General features: G+C 70.8%; 20 protein-coding genes and 1 riboswitch. Of the genes, 9 read left to right on the top strand and 11 right to left on the bottom strand.

Features of this window, described 5'->3' with window-relative positions:
• Positions 1-129 precede the first annotated feature (129 nt).
• The 5 genes from ACIGXX_RS38235 (at position 130) to ACIGXX_RS38215 (ending at position 3,570) form a co-directional block, all read left to right on the top strand.
• Complete coding sequence (locus ACIGXX_RS38235; RefSeq protein WP_351168769.1) at positions 130-441, top strand: WXG100 family type VII secretion target; 312 nt, start codon at positions 130-132, stop codon at positions 439-441.
• Positions 438-1,790 carry a hypothetical protein gene (locus tag ACIGXX_RS38230; protein ID WP_351168767.1) on the top strand — a complete coding sequence of 451 codons (1,353 nt, stop codon included), beginning with the start codon at positions 438-440 and terminating at the stop codon, positions 1,788-1,790. The genes ACIGXX_RS38235 and ACIGXX_RS38230 overlap by 4 nt, the downstream gene beginning before the upstream one ends.
• A 64-nt stretch (positions 1,791-1,854) precedes the next feature.
• A complete protein-coding gene (locus ACIGXX_RS38225) occupies positions 1,855-2,268 on the top strand; it encodes a hypothetical protein (protein WP_351168765.1) in 414 nt (137 codons plus the stop codon).
• Positions 2,255-2,887 carry a hypothetical protein gene (locus ACIGXX_RS38220; protein WP_351168763.1) on the top strand — a complete coding sequence of 211 codons (633 nt, stop codon included), beginning with the start codon at positions 2,255-2,257 and terminating at the stop codon, positions 2,885-2,887. The genes ACIGXX_RS38225 and ACIGXX_RS38220 overlap by 14 nt, the downstream gene beginning before the upstream one ends.
• A gap of 41 nt (positions 2,888-2,928) precedes the next feature.
• Positions 2,929-3,570 (top strand): hypothetical protein, encoded by a 642-nt coding sequence (locus ACIGXX_RS38215; RefSeq protein ID WP_351168761.1) that lies wholly within the window; start codon positions 2,929-2,931, stop codon positions 3,568-3,570.
• Positions 3,571-3,594: 24 nt separating this feature from the next.
• On the opposite strand, the gene ACIGXX_RS38210 is transcribed toward ACIGXX_RS38215, so the two are convergent.
• A complete protein-coding gene (locus tag ACIGXX_RS38210) occupies positions 3,595-4,959 on the bottom strand; it encodes a peptidase C39 family protein (RefSeq protein ID WP_399982894.1) in 1,365 nt (454 codons plus the stop codon).
• 205 nt (positions 4,960-5,164) lie between these two features.
• Between ACIGXX_RS38210 and ACIGXX_RS38205 the strand changes: the two genes are divergently transcribed.
• Together ACIGXX_RS38205 and ACIGXX_RS38200 are read left to right on the top strand one after the other, a co-directional pair.
• Positions 5,165-5,821: a uridine kinase gene (locus tag ACIGXX_RS38205; protein WP_399982891.1), complete on the top strand. Its 657-nt coding sequence runs from the start codon at positions 5,165-5,167 to the stop codon at positions 5,819-5,821.
• A 436-nt stretch (positions 5,822-6,257) separates the two neighbouring features.
• Positions 6,258-8,120 (top strand): AAA family ATPase, encoded by a 1,863-nt coding sequence (locus ACIGXX_RS38200; protein ID WP_351168755.1) that lies wholly within the window; start codon positions 6,258-6,260, stop codon positions 8,118-8,120.
• A gap of 18 nt (positions 8,121-8,138) precedes the next feature.
• Here the strand turns inward: ACIGXX_RS38200 and ACIGXX_RS38195 are convergent, their stop codons facing one another.
• From ACIGXX_RS38195 to ribD, 10 genes are all read right to left on the bottom strand, one after another.
• Positions 8,139-9,215, bottom strand: a complete 1,077-nt coding sequence (locus ACIGXX_RS38195; RefSeq protein ID WP_351168753.1) for a hemolysin family protein — start codon at positions 9,213-9,215, stop codon at positions 8,139-8,141.
• The gene (locus ACIGXX_RS38190) at positions 9,212-10,555 is read right to left on the bottom strand and encodes a hemolysin family protein (protein ID WP_351168751.1); all 1,344 of its coding nucleotides are present in this window, start codon (positions 10,553-10,555) and stop codon (positions 9,212-9,214) included. Before ACIGXX_RS38190 ends, ACIGXX_RS38195 begins: the two co-directional genes overlap by 4 nt.
• A 198-nt stretch (positions 10,556-10,753) precedes the next feature.
• Positions 10,754-11,200, bottom strand: a complete 447-nt coding sequence (locus ACIGXX_RS38185) for a PH domain-containing protein (RefSeq protein WP_351168749.1) — start codon at positions 11,198-11,200, stop codon at positions 10,754-10,756.
• 23 nt (positions 11,201-11,223) lie between these two features.
• Positions 11,224-12,072, bottom strand: coding sequence for an ATP phosphoribosyltransferase (hisG, locus tag ACIGXX_RS38180; RefSeq protein ID WP_351168747.1), 849 nt, complete (start codon positions 12,070-12,072; stop codon positions 11,224-11,226).
• Positions 12,073-12,124: 52 nt separating this feature from the next.
• Positions 12,125-12,397 (bottom strand): phosphoribosyl-ATP diphosphatase, encoded by a 273-nt coding sequence (locus tag ACIGXX_RS38175; protein WP_351168745.1) that lies wholly within the window; start codon positions 12,395-12,397, stop codon positions 12,125-12,127.
• Between the two features lie 35 nt (positions 12,398-12,432).
• Positions 12,433-12,918 carry a 6,7-dimethyl-8-ribityllumazine synthase gene (gene ribH / locus ACIGXX_RS38170; protein ID WP_351168743.1) on the bottom strand — a complete coding sequence of 162 codons (486 nt, stop codon included), beginning with the start codon at positions 12,916-12,918 and terminating at the stop codon, positions 12,433-12,435.
• 39 nt (positions 12,919-12,957) lie between these two features.
• The gene (locus ACIGXX_RS38165) at positions 12,958-14,256 is read right to left on the bottom strand and encodes a bifunctional 3,4-dihydroxy-2-butanone-4-phosphate synthase/GTP cyclohydrolase II (RefSeq protein ID WP_351168741.1); all 1,299 of its coding nucleotides are present in this window, start codon (positions 14,254-14,256) and stop codon (positions 12,958-12,960) included.
• Positions 14,253-14,849: a nicotinamide mononucleotide transporter family protein gene (locus tag ACIGXX_RS38160; protein WP_351168882.1), complete on the bottom strand. Its 597-nt coding sequence runs from the start codon at positions 14,847-14,849 to the stop codon at positions 14,253-14,255. Before ACIGXX_RS38160 ends, ACIGXX_RS38165 begins: the two co-directional genes overlap by 4 nt.
• Positions 14,850-14,905: 56 nt before the next feature.
• On the bottom strand, positions 14,906-15,544 hold the full coding sequence (locus ACIGXX_RS38155; protein WP_351168739.1) for a riboflavin synthase: 639 nt from the start codon (positions 15,542-15,544) through the stop codon (positions 14,906-14,908).
• 1 nt (position 15,545) lies between these two features.
• Positions 15,546-16,601, bottom strand: a complete 1,056-nt coding sequence (gene ribD, locus ACIGXX_RS38150; protein WP_399982997.1) for a bifunctional diaminohydroxyphosphoribosylaminopyrimidine deaminase/5-amino-6-(5-phosphoribosylamino)uracil reductase RibD — start codon at positions 16,599-16,601, stop codon at positions 15,546-15,548.
• Between the two features lie 212 nt (positions 16,602-16,813).
• Positions 16,814-16,944, bottom strand: a riboswitch (FMN riboswitch).
• Positions 16,945-17,074: 130 nt separating this feature from the next.
• Here ribD and ACIGXX_RS38145 point away from each other — a divergent pair.
• Positions 17,075-17,965 (top strand): RNA polymerase sigma-70 factor, encoded by an 891-nt coding sequence (locus tag ACIGXX_RS38145; RefSeq protein ID WP_399982881.1) that lies wholly within the window; start codon positions 17,075-17,077, stop codon positions 17,963-17,965.
• A gap of 70 nt (positions 17,966-18,035) precedes the next feature.
• Positions 18,036-18,785, top strand: a complete 750-nt coding sequence (locus ACIGXX_RS38140; RefSeq protein ID WP_399982878.1) for an SDR family oxidoreductase — start codon at positions 18,036-18,038, stop codon at positions 18,783-18,785.
• Positions 18,786-18,969: the final 184 nt, after the last annotated feature.

The following is an 18,969-nucleotide window of genomic DNA, read 5'->3' as shown; positions in this document are numbered from 1 at the left end:
CGACGGCGTGACGCACGCATTGCCCGAAAGTGCCCTGGACGCCACCGTCATGAAGATCCAGGTCATGAACTGAACATGCTCTGCGGCCTGCCGAACACAGCAGTGGGCAGGCCACGGGAGGGGAGAGCCGTGTCCGGTAGCAGCGACCTCACGGTCGACTATGAGTTCTTGAGCAACTGCGAGAGCCAACTCAGCAGTTTGCACACGACGTTCAAGGACATCGAGAACCGTCGTGACGACATGGACAAGCACTGGGGCTCCGGGAAGATCGCGGACGCCATGGGCGATTTCGTCGACAACTGGGACGACTACCGCACCAAGCTCGTCGAAGGCCTGGAATCGACCGGCAAGCTCGTCGCGGAGACGAAGAAGGCGTTCGAGAAACTGGACCAGGATCTCGCCAAGGCGGGCAAGGGCAAGGAAAAGGGGAAGGGCCAGTGAGCACCCCGGCATCCAAGCGCCGCCCCGTCGACTGGCAGCCGCTGCGCGAGGACGACCCCGTTCCCGGCGACCCGGAGGAGATCCGGTCAGAGGTCCGGCACATGGTCGCGGTCGCCGAGAAGCTGCGCAAGCAGGCGCGAAACCTCAAGGCCATATCGGACGAGGACAAGCTCAAGGGCAAGTACGTCAAGCGTCTGCGCGAAGACTCCGGCACGCTGGAGAAGCACATGCGGGAGGTGGCCTCCCGGTACGAGCGGGTCCACGGGCACCTCACCAAGTGGGCGAACAAGCTCGAGGACCACCAGGACGACGCCGACCGGATCCTGCGCGAGGCCAAGGAGAAGCAGGAAGAGGCCGAGCGGGAGAAGGCCAAGGACGCCGAGAAGGGCGACGGGGACAAGAAGTCGAAGCCGTCCGACGGCGACAGCGACGACCCGCTGAAGACGTACCGAACGCGGCTGAACACCGTCACCGGGAACCGCGACAGCGACGCGAGCCACTACGCCGGCAAGATCAACGACGAGATCGACGACGTCATCGAGGACTCGTGGTGGGACAACGTCAAGGGCTGGGCCCATGACAACGCGGACCTGATCAAGGCCTTCATCGACGTCCTCGGCTGGATCGCGACGGCGGCAGGCTTCCTGGCGCTGCTCATCCCCGGCCTGAACCTGCTCGTCCTTGGCATCGCGCTGCTCACCATCGGACTCAGACTCCTGCTGGTGGCATCCGGCGACGCCACCTGGACGGATGTCATCTTCGACGTCGTGGGCGGCCTGCTCGTGGTGGGTGGCCTCGGGGCCGCCGCGAAGCTCGCCAGCGGCGCCAAGGCCACGGTGGGGGCAGCTCAGACCGCCCGGACCGCGGGCCTGAGCCGAGGGCTCAGCGGCGTCAAGGGCACCATGGACGACATGGGGCGGTTGATGACCAAGCTGCCGGAAGGGCAGGGGAGGCAGGCCATCGGCGCGGCCCGTAACGCCATGCGCAAGTCCATCTCCCAGAACGTCGGCCTGGTCGTCAAGTCGCCGATGAGGGTCAGCCCGCTGTCGACGCTGGCGCACCTCGGCGACAAGGAGATGGCCGGCATGGCGAAGATGCTGCAGGCGAACAAGGCCACGTTCCCGGCGGCCGCGGGGGCCGCCGCGGACAAGGCGTACAAGACCTACCAGGTGGGCCTCGGCGTCGCCTGGACCGGCATGGGGATGGACGTCGTGGACAAGTCGCTGGGCAAGAGCGACCTGACGAGCGTGACCGACGAGAAGTTCGGAACCGGCGAGAAGCCGTACAACGCGGGTTACTCGGACTGGAAGGACAACACGCTCAAGCCCGCCCCCGACACCCACTGGTAGCGATGCTGCTTCCTGGAGCGAGCATCCCGCTGCCCCGTCCGCACTTCACCCCTGAGGATCGACCATGGACCTGCACTCGGCGCGACGCATAGCCGAGGCCGAAGCCGCCCGCACCGGCCTCGGCACCGGCCCCAACCGTCGGCTCCGGCTGACCCTGCTCATCGGAATGCCGCTGTTCCTGCCGGTATTGGGGGCGATGATCCTGGTGCCGAAGTCCCTGATGAACGAAGTCCTCTACGTCTACGAGGCCGTGATCATCGGCTGCCTCCTGCACTACGTCTGGGTCTTCGTGAAGTACCCCCGGTACGCGAGCCGTCCGCCCTATCTCACCCGGGATCTCGCCATGGGCGGCGGCTTCTTCCTGCCCTCGCTGTTCTTCGGTTTCTGGCCGGGCATGATCGCCGCTCCGGCATGGGCGCTCTTCGTCGGCGTCACCTACGCGGTGGAAGGAATGCGTGAAAACCGTGGCCACCACTGAGCACCGCCCGGCCCCGACCGGCTTCAACCTGGTGCCGCCGCCCGGCTGGGACGTGATTCCGCTGCACACGGGCACCAAGGAAGCGATGGAGCACATCGTCCGCAAGGGCGTCGCGCAGCTGCCCGTCGGCTTTCCCAAGGACGACATCCCGAAGGCCCGGCTGAGGCTCGCCAAGGAGGTGAAGAAGGTCGTCCGCCAGGCCGCCGCCAAGGGCGGGATGACCCTTTACCTCCCCACCGAACGCCTGCACGGCGTCGCGCTGCCCGTCTCGATCGTCGCCTCCGAGCCGATCGAGATCCCGCGGGTCAGGCCCGACAGAGGCCCGGAGGCGGTCCTGCTCGCCCTCGCCTCCGAGACCCCCGGAGCCGAGATGCGGGAGCTCGACGAGACCGCGGCACTGCGCTCGGAGCGAGATGTCCCCGCCGACGCCTCCCAGGGCATCGACGTCGCCCACCGGCAGGTCGAATACTTCGTACCGATCCCGGACAGCACGCCCGACAAATACCTCACCTTCTCCTTCAGCGCCCTGATCGCGCCCGGCTCGGATCCCGCCTTCTACGACATCCTCGTGGAACTGTTCGACGCCGTCATGAACACCTTCCGCTGGAGCTATGCCTGAAGGCTTCCCTCTGCCCGCGCCACCGACGAAGGAGACCGCTCATGTCCGAAGGCACCCTGTGGAGCACCGACCTCGGCGCCCCGCTCCACATCGACACGGATGCCAACCCAGATCTCTGGGGCTATCTGCACCTCCAGATCGACAAGCGGACCTTCAAGGAATGGATCGACCTGCACTTGACCGGTCTGGCCACCGTTCACGGCATCGAACTCACCCGCAAGCTCCGCCGATTCCACAAGGACTTCTACGAGCAGACGCTGGTGACACTCCGGGACAAGCTCCAGGCCGACGAGGCGTTCATCTATCACCCCGTTCCGCTGACCTACATGCCGCTGGTGATGCACGCCACCCGCATCCACTGCGACGCCCCTGACGCGGCCTCCTGCGAGGGCATGGCCGCGTTCACGGTGCCGCACCCGGAGATCCCCGAGTGGCAGCAGCGGTCCGGCAGCATTCCCTTCCCCTCTCCGCACCTGGGCGCGGACGGGGTCCGGGTCACCCGCTCCTATCCCGCGGACAGCAGCATCATGATGACCTCGGTGACCTACCACTGGCACACCCCGCCCGGCGTCCCCGACGTCTGCCTGCGCGGGCACCACGACGATCCGGAGGTGATGGCCGCGGCCATCGAGCCCCTGGACGCCTTCGCGCGCACGCTCCGGCTCCCTGGGACGGCTCAGTAACCGGCGACGCCGGGAGCGGTGGCGTCAGCGGATGCCGACGTCGGCCAGCGCCGCCTTCTGCTTGGCGGAGAGCTTGGTCGGGAAGTACAGGTAGCAGACGCCTCCCGTGCCGGAGACGACCTTGCCCGTGGAGTTGTAGCGCTTCGTGCGGAGCCAGATGTTCTCCCACTCGCGACGCTTGTACACGCGGCGGACCGCCGCGTTGCTGGGCGATGCGGGATCGTTGGCGATCACGTCGCCCTTCGGCGTGAAGCCGATCACCGTCATCAGGTGGCCCGCCGTGCCGTAACCGGCGCCCGTCAGCTCCTCCTTGAGGAACGACTGGGACGTTATGGCCGGGATGCCCGCGGCGATCAGCGACTCCAGCTCGGTGAGCGAGGCGAGGCGGGTGACGACGCCCTGGAAGTCCTTGTATGTCGCCGCGTAGGCCGCGTTGAAGGGCCAGTTGCCGCAGCCCGCGTACTGGTAGTCGAAGGTGTGGCGCGCCGCGTGGCACACCTGGGGGTCGGCGAAGGACGGGTCGACCCAGGCCAGGTCGTCGGCGGTCGGCTTGCGCCCCCAGAACTCGATGATCATCTGCGAGGAGGTGGGGCTGCACCAGGCCTCGCCGCCGTTGTCGTACTCCGGATACTGGCCGACGTGGGTCTCCTGCGAGTAGCGCGGGACCTTCAGCTCCTTGGTGAGACCCGGCTTGGACGCCGGCACGGTGAAGCGGTCGGGCACGGCGGACGCCATCGCGCCGAGCCGCCACACGGTGGGCGTCTGCGTGGCGCCGGGCTTGCGGTACAGGGTCAGCCGCAGGCGGTACGAGACGAGGCGGAGTCCCGTCGTGGTGTCGTCGATGGAGAGGGTGTCGGTCCAGATGCTCGACTTGCCGTCGCTCTGGTCGTCGACCGACGTACGGCGGATGTCCTTCTCCTTGTCGTCGCCCGAGGTCCAGCGGCCGAGGACGTACCAAGGAGTCTTCGTCTCGTCCGAGTACGTTCCCTGGAGCTCGACCTGGAGCCACGTCCCGGTGGGGGTGCGCGCGTTCCAGGAGGCGATCACCTCCGTGGCCGGGACGGTGGGGCGGTGCACGGGCGAGGTCCACTGGGCGTACTCCCAGGTGGCGGTCTTGCCGGTGTGCGGATCGGCGTAGTCGGTGCGGCCCGCGGCCGTGGCGATCTCCACGGCGGGGCGGGCGCCGGAGACCGCACGGGTGCCGTTCGCGCTCCCGGCGCTCCAGTCCGCGTGCGAGGTCCAGAAGCGGTTGCTCACCGGCCGCTTCGCGCGCGCGGCGCCGCTCAGGCCGCCCGACGCGAGCGCGGGGCTCGCGGTGGCGGCCACCGCGGCCACGGCAGCGGCCGCGGCGAGGACGGTTCTGCGGGACATGTCATCAGCTCGGTCCATGGCGGGACCCCCAGTCGACGTGGGTTCCGGACGGATCCGGAAGGGGCAGGTCAGATACACGGCGGTAGGCCAACTATGGCTGCTCCACGCCGACTTCTGCCAGCGCTTCGACACCCACCGCGTCCGCCAATATTGGCCTCGACCACTGGCGTGAGCTGGGACGGCGCGCGGAACTGCACATTCCGCACCCGTACGCTGGTAGGCGATGACCGCACAGCCCCGCTCCACGCCCGCGCCCCTCTCCCGCCTCGCCCGCACCCTGGTCCGGCTGCCGCCCTCCTGCGGGCCCGTCCGGCTCGTCGCCGTCGACGGGCACGCGGGCTCCGGCAAGTCGACCTTCGCCGACCGCCTCGCCGCGGCCCTGGGCGGCGCTCCCGTCCTGCACCTGGACGACATCGCGAGCCACGAGGCGCTCTTCGGCTGGACGGAGCGGCTGCGGCGGCAGGTCGTCCTGCCGCTCTCGCGCGGCGAAACGGCGCACTACGAGACGTACGACTGGCACGCGCGCCGGTTCGGCCCCGGGACCCGCGCCCTGCCGCCGACGCCCGTGGTCCTCGTCGAGGGGGTCGGCGCGGGCCGCCGCGCGCTGCGCCCGTTCCTGGCGTGGCTGCTGTGGATGGAGTTGCCCCGCGAAGAGGCCTGGGGCCGGGGGCGCCACCGGGACGGGTCGGTCCAGAGCGAGTTCTGGGACGGGTGGGAGCCCGCGGAGCGCCGGCACTTCGCGGATGACCCCTCACGCCCCTTCGCTCAGTCTTTGGTGCGACAGTGGCGCGAGGGATATGAGGTGCTGCAGGGTCCGAATGAGACGGCTGCGCCGAGCCAAATCGTCACGCACGGTGAGGGACCGGAGGCGGTGCGCTGAACCCGCGGAAAGCACCTTCCGGAACTTCTCACGAGTTTCCATGAGTGCCTCAACTCGGCTTGACCGAGGGCCCTTACAGGACTTACGTTCTGAATGTGCGGCCTTTCGAGGTCGCCCGCAGACGCGAAGCCCCCGGTTGTTCCCCCGTGATCGGGGGCTTCGTTCTGCCCTCCGACCTCGCATTCCGGACGCTGCGAGCCGCCTTTCGCTCACCCTCGGTGACGACGAGGTTCCCCCTCACCTGCCTGATCCCGCACTGCGGCACCCTACGGCCGAGCGCTCCTCCGCAGGTACGATGCCTTTCGGTGCGACTTACGGACGGCTGCTGCTCGGCGCACCGGTTCAACGTCCGTCCGCAGCACGGCGGTTCAGCGAAGTTGCCGACGGGCACCGGTCCGGCGGTACACAAACGGGGGCACGGTTTGTGGGGGACGTGATGGACTTCGACGCGGTGGGCTCACCCGCCCCGGCCGACCTCGCCTGGCTGAGGGGCGTCGACGCCTACACGATGGGCGCCTATCCGCAGGCGGAAGAGGAGTTCCGGGCGGCGGTGCGGATCGATCCGGGGATGGCCGACGGCTGGCTCGGACTGCACGCGCTGCGCATCGACACGACGACGGCACTCCTTCGGATGTTCCAGCACCGGGACAGGTTCGGGGAGCAGCGCACCCGGCACGCGCGCACGCTCAACTCCTGGTACTGGCTCGGCTGGTGGGTGCAGCCGGTCCTGGAGAGCACCCGCGATCTGCTGCTCGCGCACGCATCGCACTGGCTCGACGGGCGTCATGTCCCGGAGCTCGACCGGGCGTTGGCGGGTCTGCCGCCGGTGGACGCGGACCCGCAGGTGCGGTTTCTGCACGCGTGCCGGTCCTACCTGGTCAAGGACTGGGACCAGTTGGTGCGGCACACGGACTCGCTGATCGACGACGCGATGCTGGGCATCGAGGCCGGCCTCTTCGGCGGCATGGCCCGCGTACGCCTGGAGATGTTCGGCCACGCCGAGCCGCTCCTGTCCGCCGCCCTGATGCGGTGCCGCAGCGAGCAGCCGCAGCGCAAGGAGCTGCGCTACTGGCTGGCCCGCGCGCACGAGGGCACGGGCCGCTCGGCGGCGGCCCTGCCGCTCTACCGGGCGGTGCACCGGGTGGACCCCTCCTTCATGGACACCTCCGCACGGCTCGCGGCGATCTCCGAGGGCGACGGGTACGACGAGGTCACCGACCTGGCGGCGATCGCCCTGACCGGCTTCGGGCAGGACGTGCTCGACGGCCCGGACGGGATCGAGCCGCTTTTCGGCACCGAGGGCCGCGACCTGAAGGTCACCGAGGCCGAACTGCCGCCCACCGGCGGCCCGTCCGAGGCCGACGCGGTGCGCGAGAAGGCCGTGATCCCCGTCCAGCCGCAGCTGCCGCCGGGGCCCACCGACCCCGCGCTCCTGGAGGCCGCCCTCGCCGAACTGGAGGGCATGGTCGGCCTCGAACCGGTGAAGCGCCAGGTCAAGGCGCTCTCGGCGCAGCTGAACATGGCCCGCCTGCGGGCCGCGCAGGGCCTGCCGGTGCAGCCGCCGAAACGACACTTCGTCTTCTCCGGCCCCTCGGGCACCGGCAAGACCACGGTGGCCCGCATCCTGGGCAGGGCGTTCTACGCCCTCGGCCTGCTCGGCGGCGACCACCTGGTGGAGGCGCAGCGCGCGGACCTGGTCGGCGAGTATCTGGGCCAGACCGCCGTGAAGGCCAACGAGCTGATCGACTCGGCGATCGGCGGCGTCCTCTTCGTGGACGAGGCCTATTCGCTCTCCAACTCGGGCTACGGCAAGGGCGACGCGTACGGCGACGAGGCCCTCCAGGTCCTGCTCAAGCGCGCCGAGGACAACCGCGACCACCTGGTCGTGATCCTCGCGGGCTACCCCGAGGGCATGGACCGCCTGCTGGCCGCCAACCCCGGGCTCTCGTCCCGTTTCACGACCCGCGTGGACTTCCCCTCGTACCGCCCCCTGGAGCTCACCTCCATCGGCGAGGTCCTGGCCGCCGAGAACGGCGACGTGTGGGACGAGGAGGCCCTGGACGAGCTGCGCTCCATCAGCGGGCACGTCGTCGACCAGGCGTGGATCGACGAGCTGGGCAACGGCCGCTTCCTGCGCACGCTCTACGAGAAGAGCTGTGCCTACCGCGACCTGCGGCTCTCCGGCTATCCCGGCGAGCCGAGCCGTGACGACCTGTCGACCCTGCGGCTCCCGGACCTCATGCAGGCGTACGGCGAAGTGCTCTCGGGGCGGGGGCCGCAGGACCCGCCGAGGGCATGAGGCCCCCGCCCCGCCCGGTCACACCAGGGCGCCGTCCCTGGACTCCTGGGGCCTGCGGGGCACGGAGACCCGGTGCGCCGGGTCACGGACCTCGCCGACCAGGAGCTCCAGTACGTCCTCCAGGGCGACCAGGCCGAGCACCTTGCCCGACGCGTCGGCGACCTGCGCCAGATGCGTCGCGGCGCGGCGCATCACCGTCAGGGCGTCGTCCAGGGGGAGTTCGGCGCGCAGCGTCGTCATCGGACGCCAGACCTGCTGCGGCACCGCACGGTCCGTCTCCGCGCCCTCGGTGAGATCGAGTACGTCCTTCACGTGCAGGTAGCCCATGAAGGCGCCGTTCTCCGCGCAGACCGGGAAGCGGGAGTAGCCGGTGCGCCCGGTGAGTTCGATGACCTGGGACGGGGTGACCCCGGCGCCCACGGTCACCAGTGCGGCCCGGTCGAGCAGGACGTCCGTCACCAGGCGCGAGCCCAGCTCCAGGGCGTCCTCCAGGCGCTCCTGCTCCTCGGGTTCGAGCAGTCCCGCCTGGCCCGAGTCGCCGACGAGCCGGTTGAGCTGCTCGCTGGTGAAGACGGCCTCGACCTCGTCCTTGGGCTCGACCCCGAAGAGCTTCAGGACCAGCCGCGCACACGCCCCGAGAGCCACCGTGACCGGACGGCACAGCCGGGCGAAGGCGACGAGGCCGGGGCTGAACCAGAGCGCGGTCCTCTCCGGGGCGGCCATCGCGAGGTTCTTCGGGACCATCTCGCCGACCACCAGGTGCAGGAACACGACCACGGCGAGCGCGATGGCGTACCCGAGCGGATGGATCGCCCCTTCGGGGATGTGCGCCGCCTCGAAGACGGGCTCCAGGAGATGCGCGACGGTGGGCTCGGCGACCGCGCCGAGCGTCAACGAGCACATGGTGATGCCGAACTGGGCGGCCGCCATCATCTGCGGCAGATGCTCCAGGCCGTAGAGGACCTGGCGGGCCCGCTTGGTGCCCAGCGGTTCGATCTGGCTGCGGCGCACGGAGACGAGCGCGAACTCGGCCCCCACGAAGAAGCCGTTGGCGAGGACGAGCAGCAGGGCGAACAGGAGTTGCAGCACGCTCATCGGGCGGCCTCCGCCACGCTCATGGCCTCAGGGGCCCCCACGGTCCGCACCAGACGGACCCGCTCGGCGCGGTAGTGGTCCACCTGGCGCACCGCGAGCCGCCAGCCCGGCAGTTCGGCCCGGTCGCCGGGGGCGGGGATGCGGCCCAGCAGATCAGCGACGAGTCCGGCCACGGTCTCGTACGGCCCCTCGGGGACGTCGAGTCCTATCCGCTGGAGCGTGTCGACGCGACAGCTGCCGTCGGCGTCCCACGCGGGGCGGCCGTCCTCGGCCGGTGCCGCGGCGATCTCGGGCAGGTCGAGCAGGTCGTGCTCGTCGCGGACCTCGCCGACCAGCTCCTCGACGATGTCCTCCAGGGTGACCACGCCGGCCGTGCCGCCGTACTCGTCGACGACCACGGCTATCGGCTGCTCGCTGCGCAGCTGCTCCAGGAGCTGCTGCACGGGCAGCGTCTCGGGGACCAGGAGCGGCGCCTGCGCGATGCGGCTCACGGGCGTTCTCAGGCGCTCGTGGGCCGGGACCGCGAGGGCGTCCTTGAGGTGCACCATGCCGACGATCTCGTCGATGCGCTCGCGGTACACGGGAAAGCGCGAGAGGCCGGTGGCGCGGGTCAGGTTGACCACGTCCTCGGCGGTGGCGGACGTCTGGAGCGCGCTGACCTTCACGCGCGGGGTCATGACGTGCTGCGCGGTCAGCTCGCCCAGGGAGAGCGTGCGGACGAACAGCTCCGCGGTGTCCTGTTCGAGGGTGCCGGCCTGCGCCGAGTGCCGGGCGAGGGAGACCAGTTCGCCGGGGGTGCGGGCCGAGGCAAGCTCCTCGGCGGGCTCGACGCCCAGAAGCCGGACGAGTCGGTTGGCCGTGGCGTTCAGGAGGGAGATCACGGGCCTGAAGAGGCGCGAGAAGACGTGCTGCGGGCCCGCGACGAACCGCGCGACCTGGAGCGGCTTGGACACCGCCCAGTTCTTCGGGACCAGCTCGCCGATCACCATCTGCACGGCGGACGCGAGCAGCATGCCGACCACTACGGAGACGCCCGGTACGGCGCCTTCCGGAAGGCCGGTCGCCGTGAAGGGGCCCGCGAGCAGATGCGCGAGGGCCGGTTCGGCGAGCATGCCGACCACGAGGGAGGTGATGGTGATGCCGAGCTGGGTGCCGGAGAGCTGGAAGGACAGCTCCTTGAGGGCGTCGACGACCGTGCGGGCCCGTCGGTCGCCATCGGCGGCGGCCCTCTCGGCGTCCGGGCGCTCGACGGTGACGAGTCCGAACTCGGCGGCCACGAAGAAGCCGTTGGCCAGGATCAGCAGGAATGCCGCCCCGAGAAGCAGCAGGGAAGTCGTCATGCCGCCGCCTCCCTGGTGTGTCCAGTCCCGGTATGCCGGGAGGGGGCGGCGCATGTACTACAGGACGAACCGTCCATCGCCGGAGGGAGTCACTCCTCGGGTAGCAGGAGCCCCTGTGGACCGGGCGGGCCCGACAGGGGCGGGGCGGCACACCATGCGTGCCCCGCCACCAGGTTAATCAAGACCCGGCCACAAACGTCAGCCCTGCGGGCTGCGGGCGTCGGCGAGTGCGCGCAGGGCGCGGGCGTCGCTGATGGCCCGCTGCTTGGCGATGCCCGGCTGGATGCCCATGGCCGGGAGGCTGGTGCCGTCGGTGAGGTTGAGGAACACCCACGGGTCGCCGGGCCGCAGGTTGACCTGGACGATCTCGGCCCAGGCAAGGCGCCTGCTGGTGGCAATGTTGACGACGGTCACGCCGGACTCGTCGGCGACGACCTTGGGCCTGCTCAGGAGCATGAGCACGCCGAACAGCAGCGCGCCGGTGAAGATGAAGCTGGTCCGCTCCCCCGGGCTGAGGCCCGGGATGAGCAGGGAGATCACCGTGAGGACCACGAAGATCGCGGCGCCCGCGGTGAGCAGGACGGCCCGGGTCCGGCTGGGCCGGAAGGTGACGGGCAGCGTGGGAAGGTCGGTCTGGTCGGTCATCGCCGGGGTCTCCTGCCGGGTCATCAGAGGCGGCAGGCGTGGATGGCCGTGGTCAGGATGGCCCGCGCTCCGATGGCGTACAGGTCGTCCATGATCCGCTGGGCCTCCTTGGCCGGGACCATGGAGCGGACGGCGACCCAGCCTTCGTTGTGCAGCGGCGAGATCGTCGGCGACTCGAGGCCCGGGGTGAGGGCGACGGCCTGCTCCAGGTGCTCGGCCCGGCAGTCGTAGTCCATCATCACGTACGCCCGGGCGACCAGGACGCCCTGCAGGCGGCGCAGGAACTGCTCGACCTTGGGGTCGTCGGTGCCGGCGCCGGTGCGCCGGATGACGACCGCCTCGGACTTCATGATCGGCTCGCCGAACACCTCGAGGCCCGCGTTGCGCAGCGAGGTGCCGGTCTCCACGACGTCCGCGATGACCTGGGCGACGCCCAGCTCGATGGCGGTCTCGACGGCGCCGTCCAGGTGGACGACGGAGGCGTCGATGCCGCTGTCCGCGAGGTGCTTGGCGACGATGCCCTCGTACGAGGTCGCGACGGTCTTGCCCGCGAGGTCCGCGATGGTGCTCGCCGTGCCCGGCTTCGCGGCGAACCGGAAGGTGGAGCGGGCGAAGCCGAGCGGCAGGATCGTCTCGGCGTTCGCGCCGGAGTCGATCAGGAGGTCCTGGCCGGTGATGCCGATGTCGAGCTTGCCGGCCGAGACATAGATCGCGATGTCCTTGGGCCGGAGGTAGAAGAACTCGACCTCGTTGTCCGGGTCGACCAGGACGAGCTCCTTGGACTCCTTGCGCTGCTGGTATCCGGCCTCATGGAGCATCGCCGACGCAGGTCCGGACAGTGAACCCTTGTTGGGGACGGCGATGCGCAGCATGAGGTCGGATTCCTTTGCGTTGAAGGGAGTTGGAGACAGCGGGGCGTACGGCTCAGAGGTGCGCGTACACGTCGTCGAGGGAGATGCCGCGGGCGACCATCATCACCTGCACGTGGTAGAGGAGCTGCGAGATCTCCTCGGCGGTGGCTTCCTTGCCCTCGTGCTCGGCGGCCATCCAGACTTCGGCGGCCTCCTCGACGACCTTCTTGCCGATGGCATGGACGCCCTTGTCGACCAGCTCGGCGGTGCGCGACGTGGCGGGGTCGCCGTTGGCGGCCTTGTGCTGGAGCTCGGTGAAGAGCTCCTCGAAAGTCTTCTTGGACATGATGTCGCTTACTTTACGCGGCTCGTCGACCCCGCTCACCGCCAGGGTTCGGAGATCGTACGCAGCGTGGTCGCGGTGGCGACGGCGGCGGTGACCGCTTCGTGCCCCTTGTCCTCGCGGGAGCCCTCGATGCCCGCCCGGTCCAGGGCCTGCTCCTCGGTGTCGCAGGTGAGGACGCCGAAGCCGATCGGCACTCCGGTGTCCACCGTGACCTGGGTCAGGCCCTGGGTGACGCCCTGGCACACGTACTCGAAGTGCGGGGTGCCGCCGCGGATGACGACGCCGAGCGCCACGATCGCGTCGTAGCCGCGGCCCGCGAGGACCTTGGCGACGACCGGCAGCTCGAAGCTGCCGGGCACGCGCAGGACGGTCGGCTCGTCGATGCCGAGCTCGTGCAGGGCGCGCAGCGCGCCGTCGACGAGGCCGTCCATGACCTTCTCGTGCCACTGGGCGGCGATCACCGCGACCCTCAGGTCTCCGCAGTTCTTCACGCTCAGTTCGGGTGCACCCTTGCCGCTCACGCGCTTCTCCTGGTCGCTCGAAAATTCTCTGTACGTTGCTTACTGATTGCCGCAGGCGGACACCTCGGGGGTGTCCAGCCAGGGCAGGTCGTGCCCCATCCGGTCCCGCTTGGTGCGCAGGTACCGGAGGTTGTGCTCGCCCGCCTGGACCGCCATGGGCTCGCGTCCGGTGACCTTCAGGCCGTGCCGGATCACCGCGTCGGTCTTGTCGGGGTTGTTCGTCATCAGGCGCACGCTGCGGACGCCGAGGTCGTCCAGGATGCGCGCGCCCGCGCCGTAGTCCCGGGCGTCGGCGGGCAGGCCGAGTTCCAGGTTGGCGTCCAGGGTGTCGCTGCCGCGCTCCTGGAGCTCGTAGGCGCGCAGCTTGGACAGCAGACCGATGCCGCGCCCCTCGTGGCCGCGGAGGTAGACCACGACGCCGCGTCCCTCGTCCGTGATGCGCCGCATGGACGCCTCCAGCTGCGGGCCGCAGTCGCAGCGCAGGGAGTGGAAGACGTCGCCGGTCAGGCACTCGGAGTGGATGCGCACGAGGACGTCGTCGCCCTCGGCGATCTCGCCGTGCACGAGGGCGACGTGCTCGACCCCGTCGACGGTGGAGCGGTAGCCGTACGCCGTGAAGTCGCCGAAGGCGGTGGGCAGGCGGACCTCGGCCTCGCGGCGGACCTTCGGCTCGGAGCTGGAGCGATACGCGATCAGGTCCTCGATGGAGATGATCGTCAGGCCGTGCTTGCGGGCGAAGGGGATCAGTTCCGGGAGGCGGAGCATCGTCCCGTCCTCGCCGGCGATCTCGACGATCGCGCCTGCCGGGCGCAGCCCCGCGAGGCGGGCCAGGTCGACCGCGGCCTCGGTGTGGCCGTTGCGGACCAGGACGCCGCCGGACTTGGCGCGCAGCGGGAAGATGTGGCCCGGGCGCACGAAGTCGGTGGGCTCGAAGGTGCCCGCGGCGAGCATCTGGAGCGTGGTGGCGCGGTCGGCGGCCGAGATGCCGGTGGTGACGCCGTGCGCGCCGCTCGCGTCGACGGAGACGGTGAAGGCCGTCCGCATCGACTCGGTGTTGTTCTCGACCATCTGCGGGAGCTGGAGGCGGTCCAGCTCGTCGCCCTCCATCGGCGCGCAGATCAGGCCGCGGCACTCGCTCATCATGAACGCGATGATCTCGGGCGTCGCCTTCTCGGCGGCGATGACGAGGTCGCCCTCGTTCTCCCGGTCCTCGTCGTCGACGACCACGACGGGCCGCCCGGCGGCGATGTCGCGGATGGCCGCCTCGACGGGGTCGAGGGCGAGGTCAGAGGCGTCCTCTTCGTGACCCGTGCTGTACCAAACAGGTGCCGCAGTCATGCCGGGGCTCCTTCCATGACGGGCTGCGAGGCCTGCGAAGACGCAGAGCGCGACCGCAGCCACCAGTCGCGCATGCCCCACAGGACGAGCGCGAGGTAGATGACGTACACGAGGCCGGAGAAGGCCAGACCACTGCTGAACGCGAGCGGCACGCCGACCACGTCGACCAGCAGCCAGGCGAACCAGAACTCGACCAGACCGCGGGCCTGGGCGACCATCGCGGCGAGCGTGCCGACGAAGATGTAGGCGTCGGGCCAGGGGTTCCAGGACAGGTCGGGCACGGCGGAGAACAGGGCGCCGACCGCGAGGGTGCCAAGAGCCGTGCCGCCGAGCAGCACCCCGCGCTCCTTCCAGGTGGCGAACCGGACGGCGATGGAACCGTCCTGCGCCTGCTGCTTGCCGTTGGTCCACAGGCGCCAGCCCCACAGGGCCACGCCGATGACGAGCAGCTGCTTGCCGACGCCGCCGGAGAGATGGGCGGAGGCGTACGCGCCGACGAGGATGACACCGGAGAGGAACTGGGCGGGCCAGGTCCATATGGAGCGCCGCCAGCCGAGCGCGAGGGCGATCAGGCCGACGGTGTTGCCCACCATGTCGGACCAGATGACGTGCTGCCCGAAGGCCGTGAAGGCTTCGGAGTTGAGCCAGTTCACTTGGTGGCCTCCTGAGCGGGAGCGGGAGCCGGAGCGGCGGTGCGGGCGCGGTCGCCGAGCATCCGCTCGACGTACTTGGCGATGATGTCCACTTCGAGATTGACCGGGTCGCCGGGCTGCTTGATGCCGAGCGTGGTCAGCGCGAGGGTGGTGGGGATGAGGCTGATGGTGAAGTAGTCGGGCCCGGCGTCGACCACCGTCAGGCTGACGCCGTCGACGGTGATGGAGCCCTTCTCCACCACGTAGCGAGCGAGGTCCGCGGGGAGCGAGACCTTGACGATCTCCCAGTTCTCGGAGGGCTTGCGCTCGACGATCTCGCCGGTACCGTCCACGTGTCCCTGCACGATGTGGCCGCCGAGGCGGTCGCCCACGGCGGTGGGTCGCTCCAGGTTGACCCGCGAGCCGGACGCGAGCGCGCCCAGGCTGGAGCGGTCCAGGGTCTCGGCCATCACATCGGCGGTGAACTCGTCGCCCTCGTGCTCCACGACCGTCAGACAGACGCCGTTGACCGCGATGGAGTCGCCGTGCTTGGCGCCGTCGGTGACGACGGGGCCGCGGACGCGGAAGCGGGACGCGTCGTCCAGGTTCTCGACGGCGGTGATCTCGCCCAGCTCTTCGACGATTCCGGTGAACACTTCAGTGCTCCTTCGCTACGAGGGTCGCGGTGATCCGCAGATCGGGGCCGATGCGGACGGTCTCGCTCACGTCGAGCCGCAACGCTTCGGTGATGGTCGTGATTCCGCCGCCGGTGAGGGCGGCGGGGCCCGCGCCGAGCAGGACGGGGGCGAGATAGGCGACGACGCGGTCGACGGCGCCCGCGGCGACGAAGGCCCCGGCGAGCGTCGGGCCGCCTTCGAGGAGGACGGAGCGCACGCCGCGGGTGTGCAGCTCGTCGAGGAGGGCGTGGATGTCCAACCCGCCGTCCGCGCGCGGAAGTCGCACCGTCTGCGCATCGGCCGCGGGGGTCACGTTCTCGGCGACGGCGACGAGCGTGGGCGCCGCGTCGTCCAGGACGCGGGCGCCGGGCGCCACCGCGGTGCCGTTCGTGTCGACGACGACGCGCAGGGGCTGGACGGCGCCTTCGATGTCCCGCACGGCGAGGTGCGGGTCGTCGGCGCGCTGGGTGCCGGAGCCGACGAGGACCGCGTCGCACTCGGCGCGCAGCCGGTGGACGTCGGCGCGGGCCGCGGCGGAGGTGATCCAGCGGCTGCTGCCGTCGGCGGCGGCGATGCGGCCGTCGAGCGTCGCGGCGTACTTCCAGGTGATGTGCGGGCGGCCGAGCCGTACGGAGGTCAGCCAGGCGGCGTTACCCGCGGCGGCCTCGCCCTCGAGCAGGCCCGCCTCCACGTCGACCCCGGCGGTACGCAGCCGCTGCGCGCCGCCGGTCGCGGCGGGGTTCGGGTCGCCGACCGCGTAGACGACGCGGGCGATCCCGGCGTCGATGAGCGCCTGGGCGCAGGGGCCGGTGCGTCCGGTGTGGTTGCAGGGTTCGAGGGTGACCAGGGCGGTGGCGCCGCGGGCTCGTTCACCGGCCGCGCGCAGGGCGTGGACCTCGGCGTGCGGGCCGCCGGCGCGCTGGTGGTACCCCTCGCCGACCGGCTGCCCGGAGGCGTCGACGATGACGCAGCCGACGACCGGATTGGGGCTGGTGGAGCCGAGCCCGAGGGCGGCGAGCGCGATGGCGCGGCGCATGGCGGTGCGCTCGGGTTCGTTCGCTGCGACTGCGGTGGCCACCGGGTCCTCCTGCCTCATGGGGCACGGACTCCGGGGCCTGTCGATGACGACAGAATGTACGGACTGCGACACCGGGAGCGTCGCCGGAAACGAGACCTCTCCCTGGGGAACCCGGAAAACCGGGAATCCCAAAAACAAGCCACTCGGCGACGTGCACGAATGCCCGCCCGCCGCGCACTGCCTCCCATCCGGACTTTCACCGTCGGTCCAGGAGTTTCACCTGGTCAACCGGCCACTGGAGGCGGCCGGGTCGCGGACTATAACCGCCGGTTCGGAATTACACCGACCCCGGAGTGCGCTGCTTTTGGTACGAGGCCAGTGTGCCACGCCTGATCGACGCCCATACGAGCGAACCTCTGTGGTCTGGCTCACAGCAGCCTGTGACAGCCCTCTGACCGGCGGTGACGGACCCCTCTGGCACGCTGAGTGCCGTGACGACCGCTGCTCCGGCCGATGAATTCGAGTCCCATCGGCCTCGTATGTTCTCGCTCGCCTACCGCATGCTCGGCTCCGCCCAGGAGGCGGAGGACGCCGTCCAGGACGCGTATCTGCGCTGGAGCGGCGCGCGCCGCGCGGACATCGGGCACCCTGCCGCGTGGCTGGCCAAGGTCGTCACCAACCTCTGTCTGAACAGGCTGACTTCGGCGCGTGCGCGGCGCGAGGAGTACGTGGGGCCCTGGCTCCCGGAGCCGGTCGTCACCTCGGGCGGCACGCTCGGCCCGCTGGAGTCGGCGGAGCAGCGGGACGCGGTGTCGATGGCGCTGCTGGTCCTGCTTGAGCGGCTCACGCCGGTGGAGCGCGCGGTGTTCGTGCTGCGGGAGGCGTTCGCCTACAGCCATCGGGACATCGCCGGTGTCCTGGACATCGGCGAGGCCAACTGCCGGCAGCTGTACCGCAGGGCGGCGCGGGCGGTGGCCGACGAGCGGACCCGGTTCGACGCGGTGGCGGAGCGGCGGGACGCGTTCCTGGAGTCGTTCGTCGCGGCGGCCCGCGAGGGGGATCTCGCGGGCCTGGAGACGATGCTCGCGGCGGACGTGACGTGGTGGGGCGACGGCGGCGGCAAGGTCACCGCCGCGCGCAGGCCGATCCTGGGGCGCGCGAAGGTGGTGCCGTTCGTGGTGGGCGGCATGCGGAAGTTCGCCTCCGCCATGGATCTCTCGTACGCCGAGGTCAACGGCGCGCCCGCGCTGGTCGCGAGGGCGGCGGGGACGGTCGTGGGACTCGCGTCGTTCGCGTTCCGGGGCGGCCTGGTCAGCGAGGTGTGGGTGGTGGTCAATCCCGACAAGCTGGTCTTCTCGGCGGGGCAGCTGTCACATTCCTGAGGGCTGCCCGGTCTCAGCTGTGAAGGACGCCTGCCCGGCGTCCCGCACCGCTCAGCGAAGGAGCCCTGCAATGACCACGATCCTGGTGACCGGCGGCACCGGAACCCTCGGCCGCCCGCTGGCCGATCGGCTGCGCGCGGACGGACACGACGTACGCGTCCTGAGCCGCCACGCCCGGCCGTACGCCGTCGACCTGCGCGAGGGCGGCGCGGGTCTTGACGCGGCCGTGGCGGGCGCGGACGCGATCGTGCACTGCGCGACCATGCCGCGCGGCGGCGACGAGCGGGCCGCGAGGCGTCTCGTCGAGGCCGCACGGCGCGCCCGGGTGCCGCACCTGGTCTACATCTCGATCGTCGGCGTGGACCGGGTGCCGCTCGGCTACTACCGCTCGAAGCTCGCCGTCGAGAAGCTGGTCGAGGAGTCGGGGCTCGGCTGGACGGTGCTGCGCACGACGCAGTTCCACGACCTCGTCCTGAGCATCCTGGCGGGCGCGGCGAAGCTGCCGGTCATGCCGCTGCCCGCGGGCGTCAGCGACCAGCCGATCGAGGTCCGCGAAGTGGCGGACCGGCTCGCGGAGTTGGCGGTGGCGTCGCCCGCCGGGCGGGTCGCGGACATGGGAGGCCCCGAGGTCCGTACGTTCCAGGAGCTGGGCCGCGCCTATCTGCGGGCGAGCGGGAAGCGCCGACCCGTGCTGCCGGTGCGGCTCGCGGGCAAGGCGTACCGCGGCATGCGCGCGGGCGGGCATCTGACCCCCGAGCGGGCGGTGGGCAAGGGCACGTTCGAGGAGTTCCTCGCGGGGCGCTTCGGCGGGCGGCGGTGACCGGGCGCGGCGCGGGAGTGACCGGGCGCGGCGCGGGAGCAGCCGGGCGCGGCACGGGAGTAGCCCGGCGCGGCGCAGGAGCAGCCGAGCGCGGCACGGGAGTAGCCCGGCGCGGCGCAGGAGCAGCCGAGCGCGGCACGGGAGTAGCCCGGCGCGGCGCAGGAGCAGCCGAGCGCGGCACGGC

The organism is Streptomyces sp. NPDC055243 (assembly GCF_044544025.1).
GTDB lineage: Bacteria > Actinomycetota > Actinomycetes > Streptomycetales > Streptomycetaceae > Streptomyces.
Note: the sequence above shows the minus strand (reverse complement) of the source record. Positions and strands in the feature narration are given on the sequence as shown.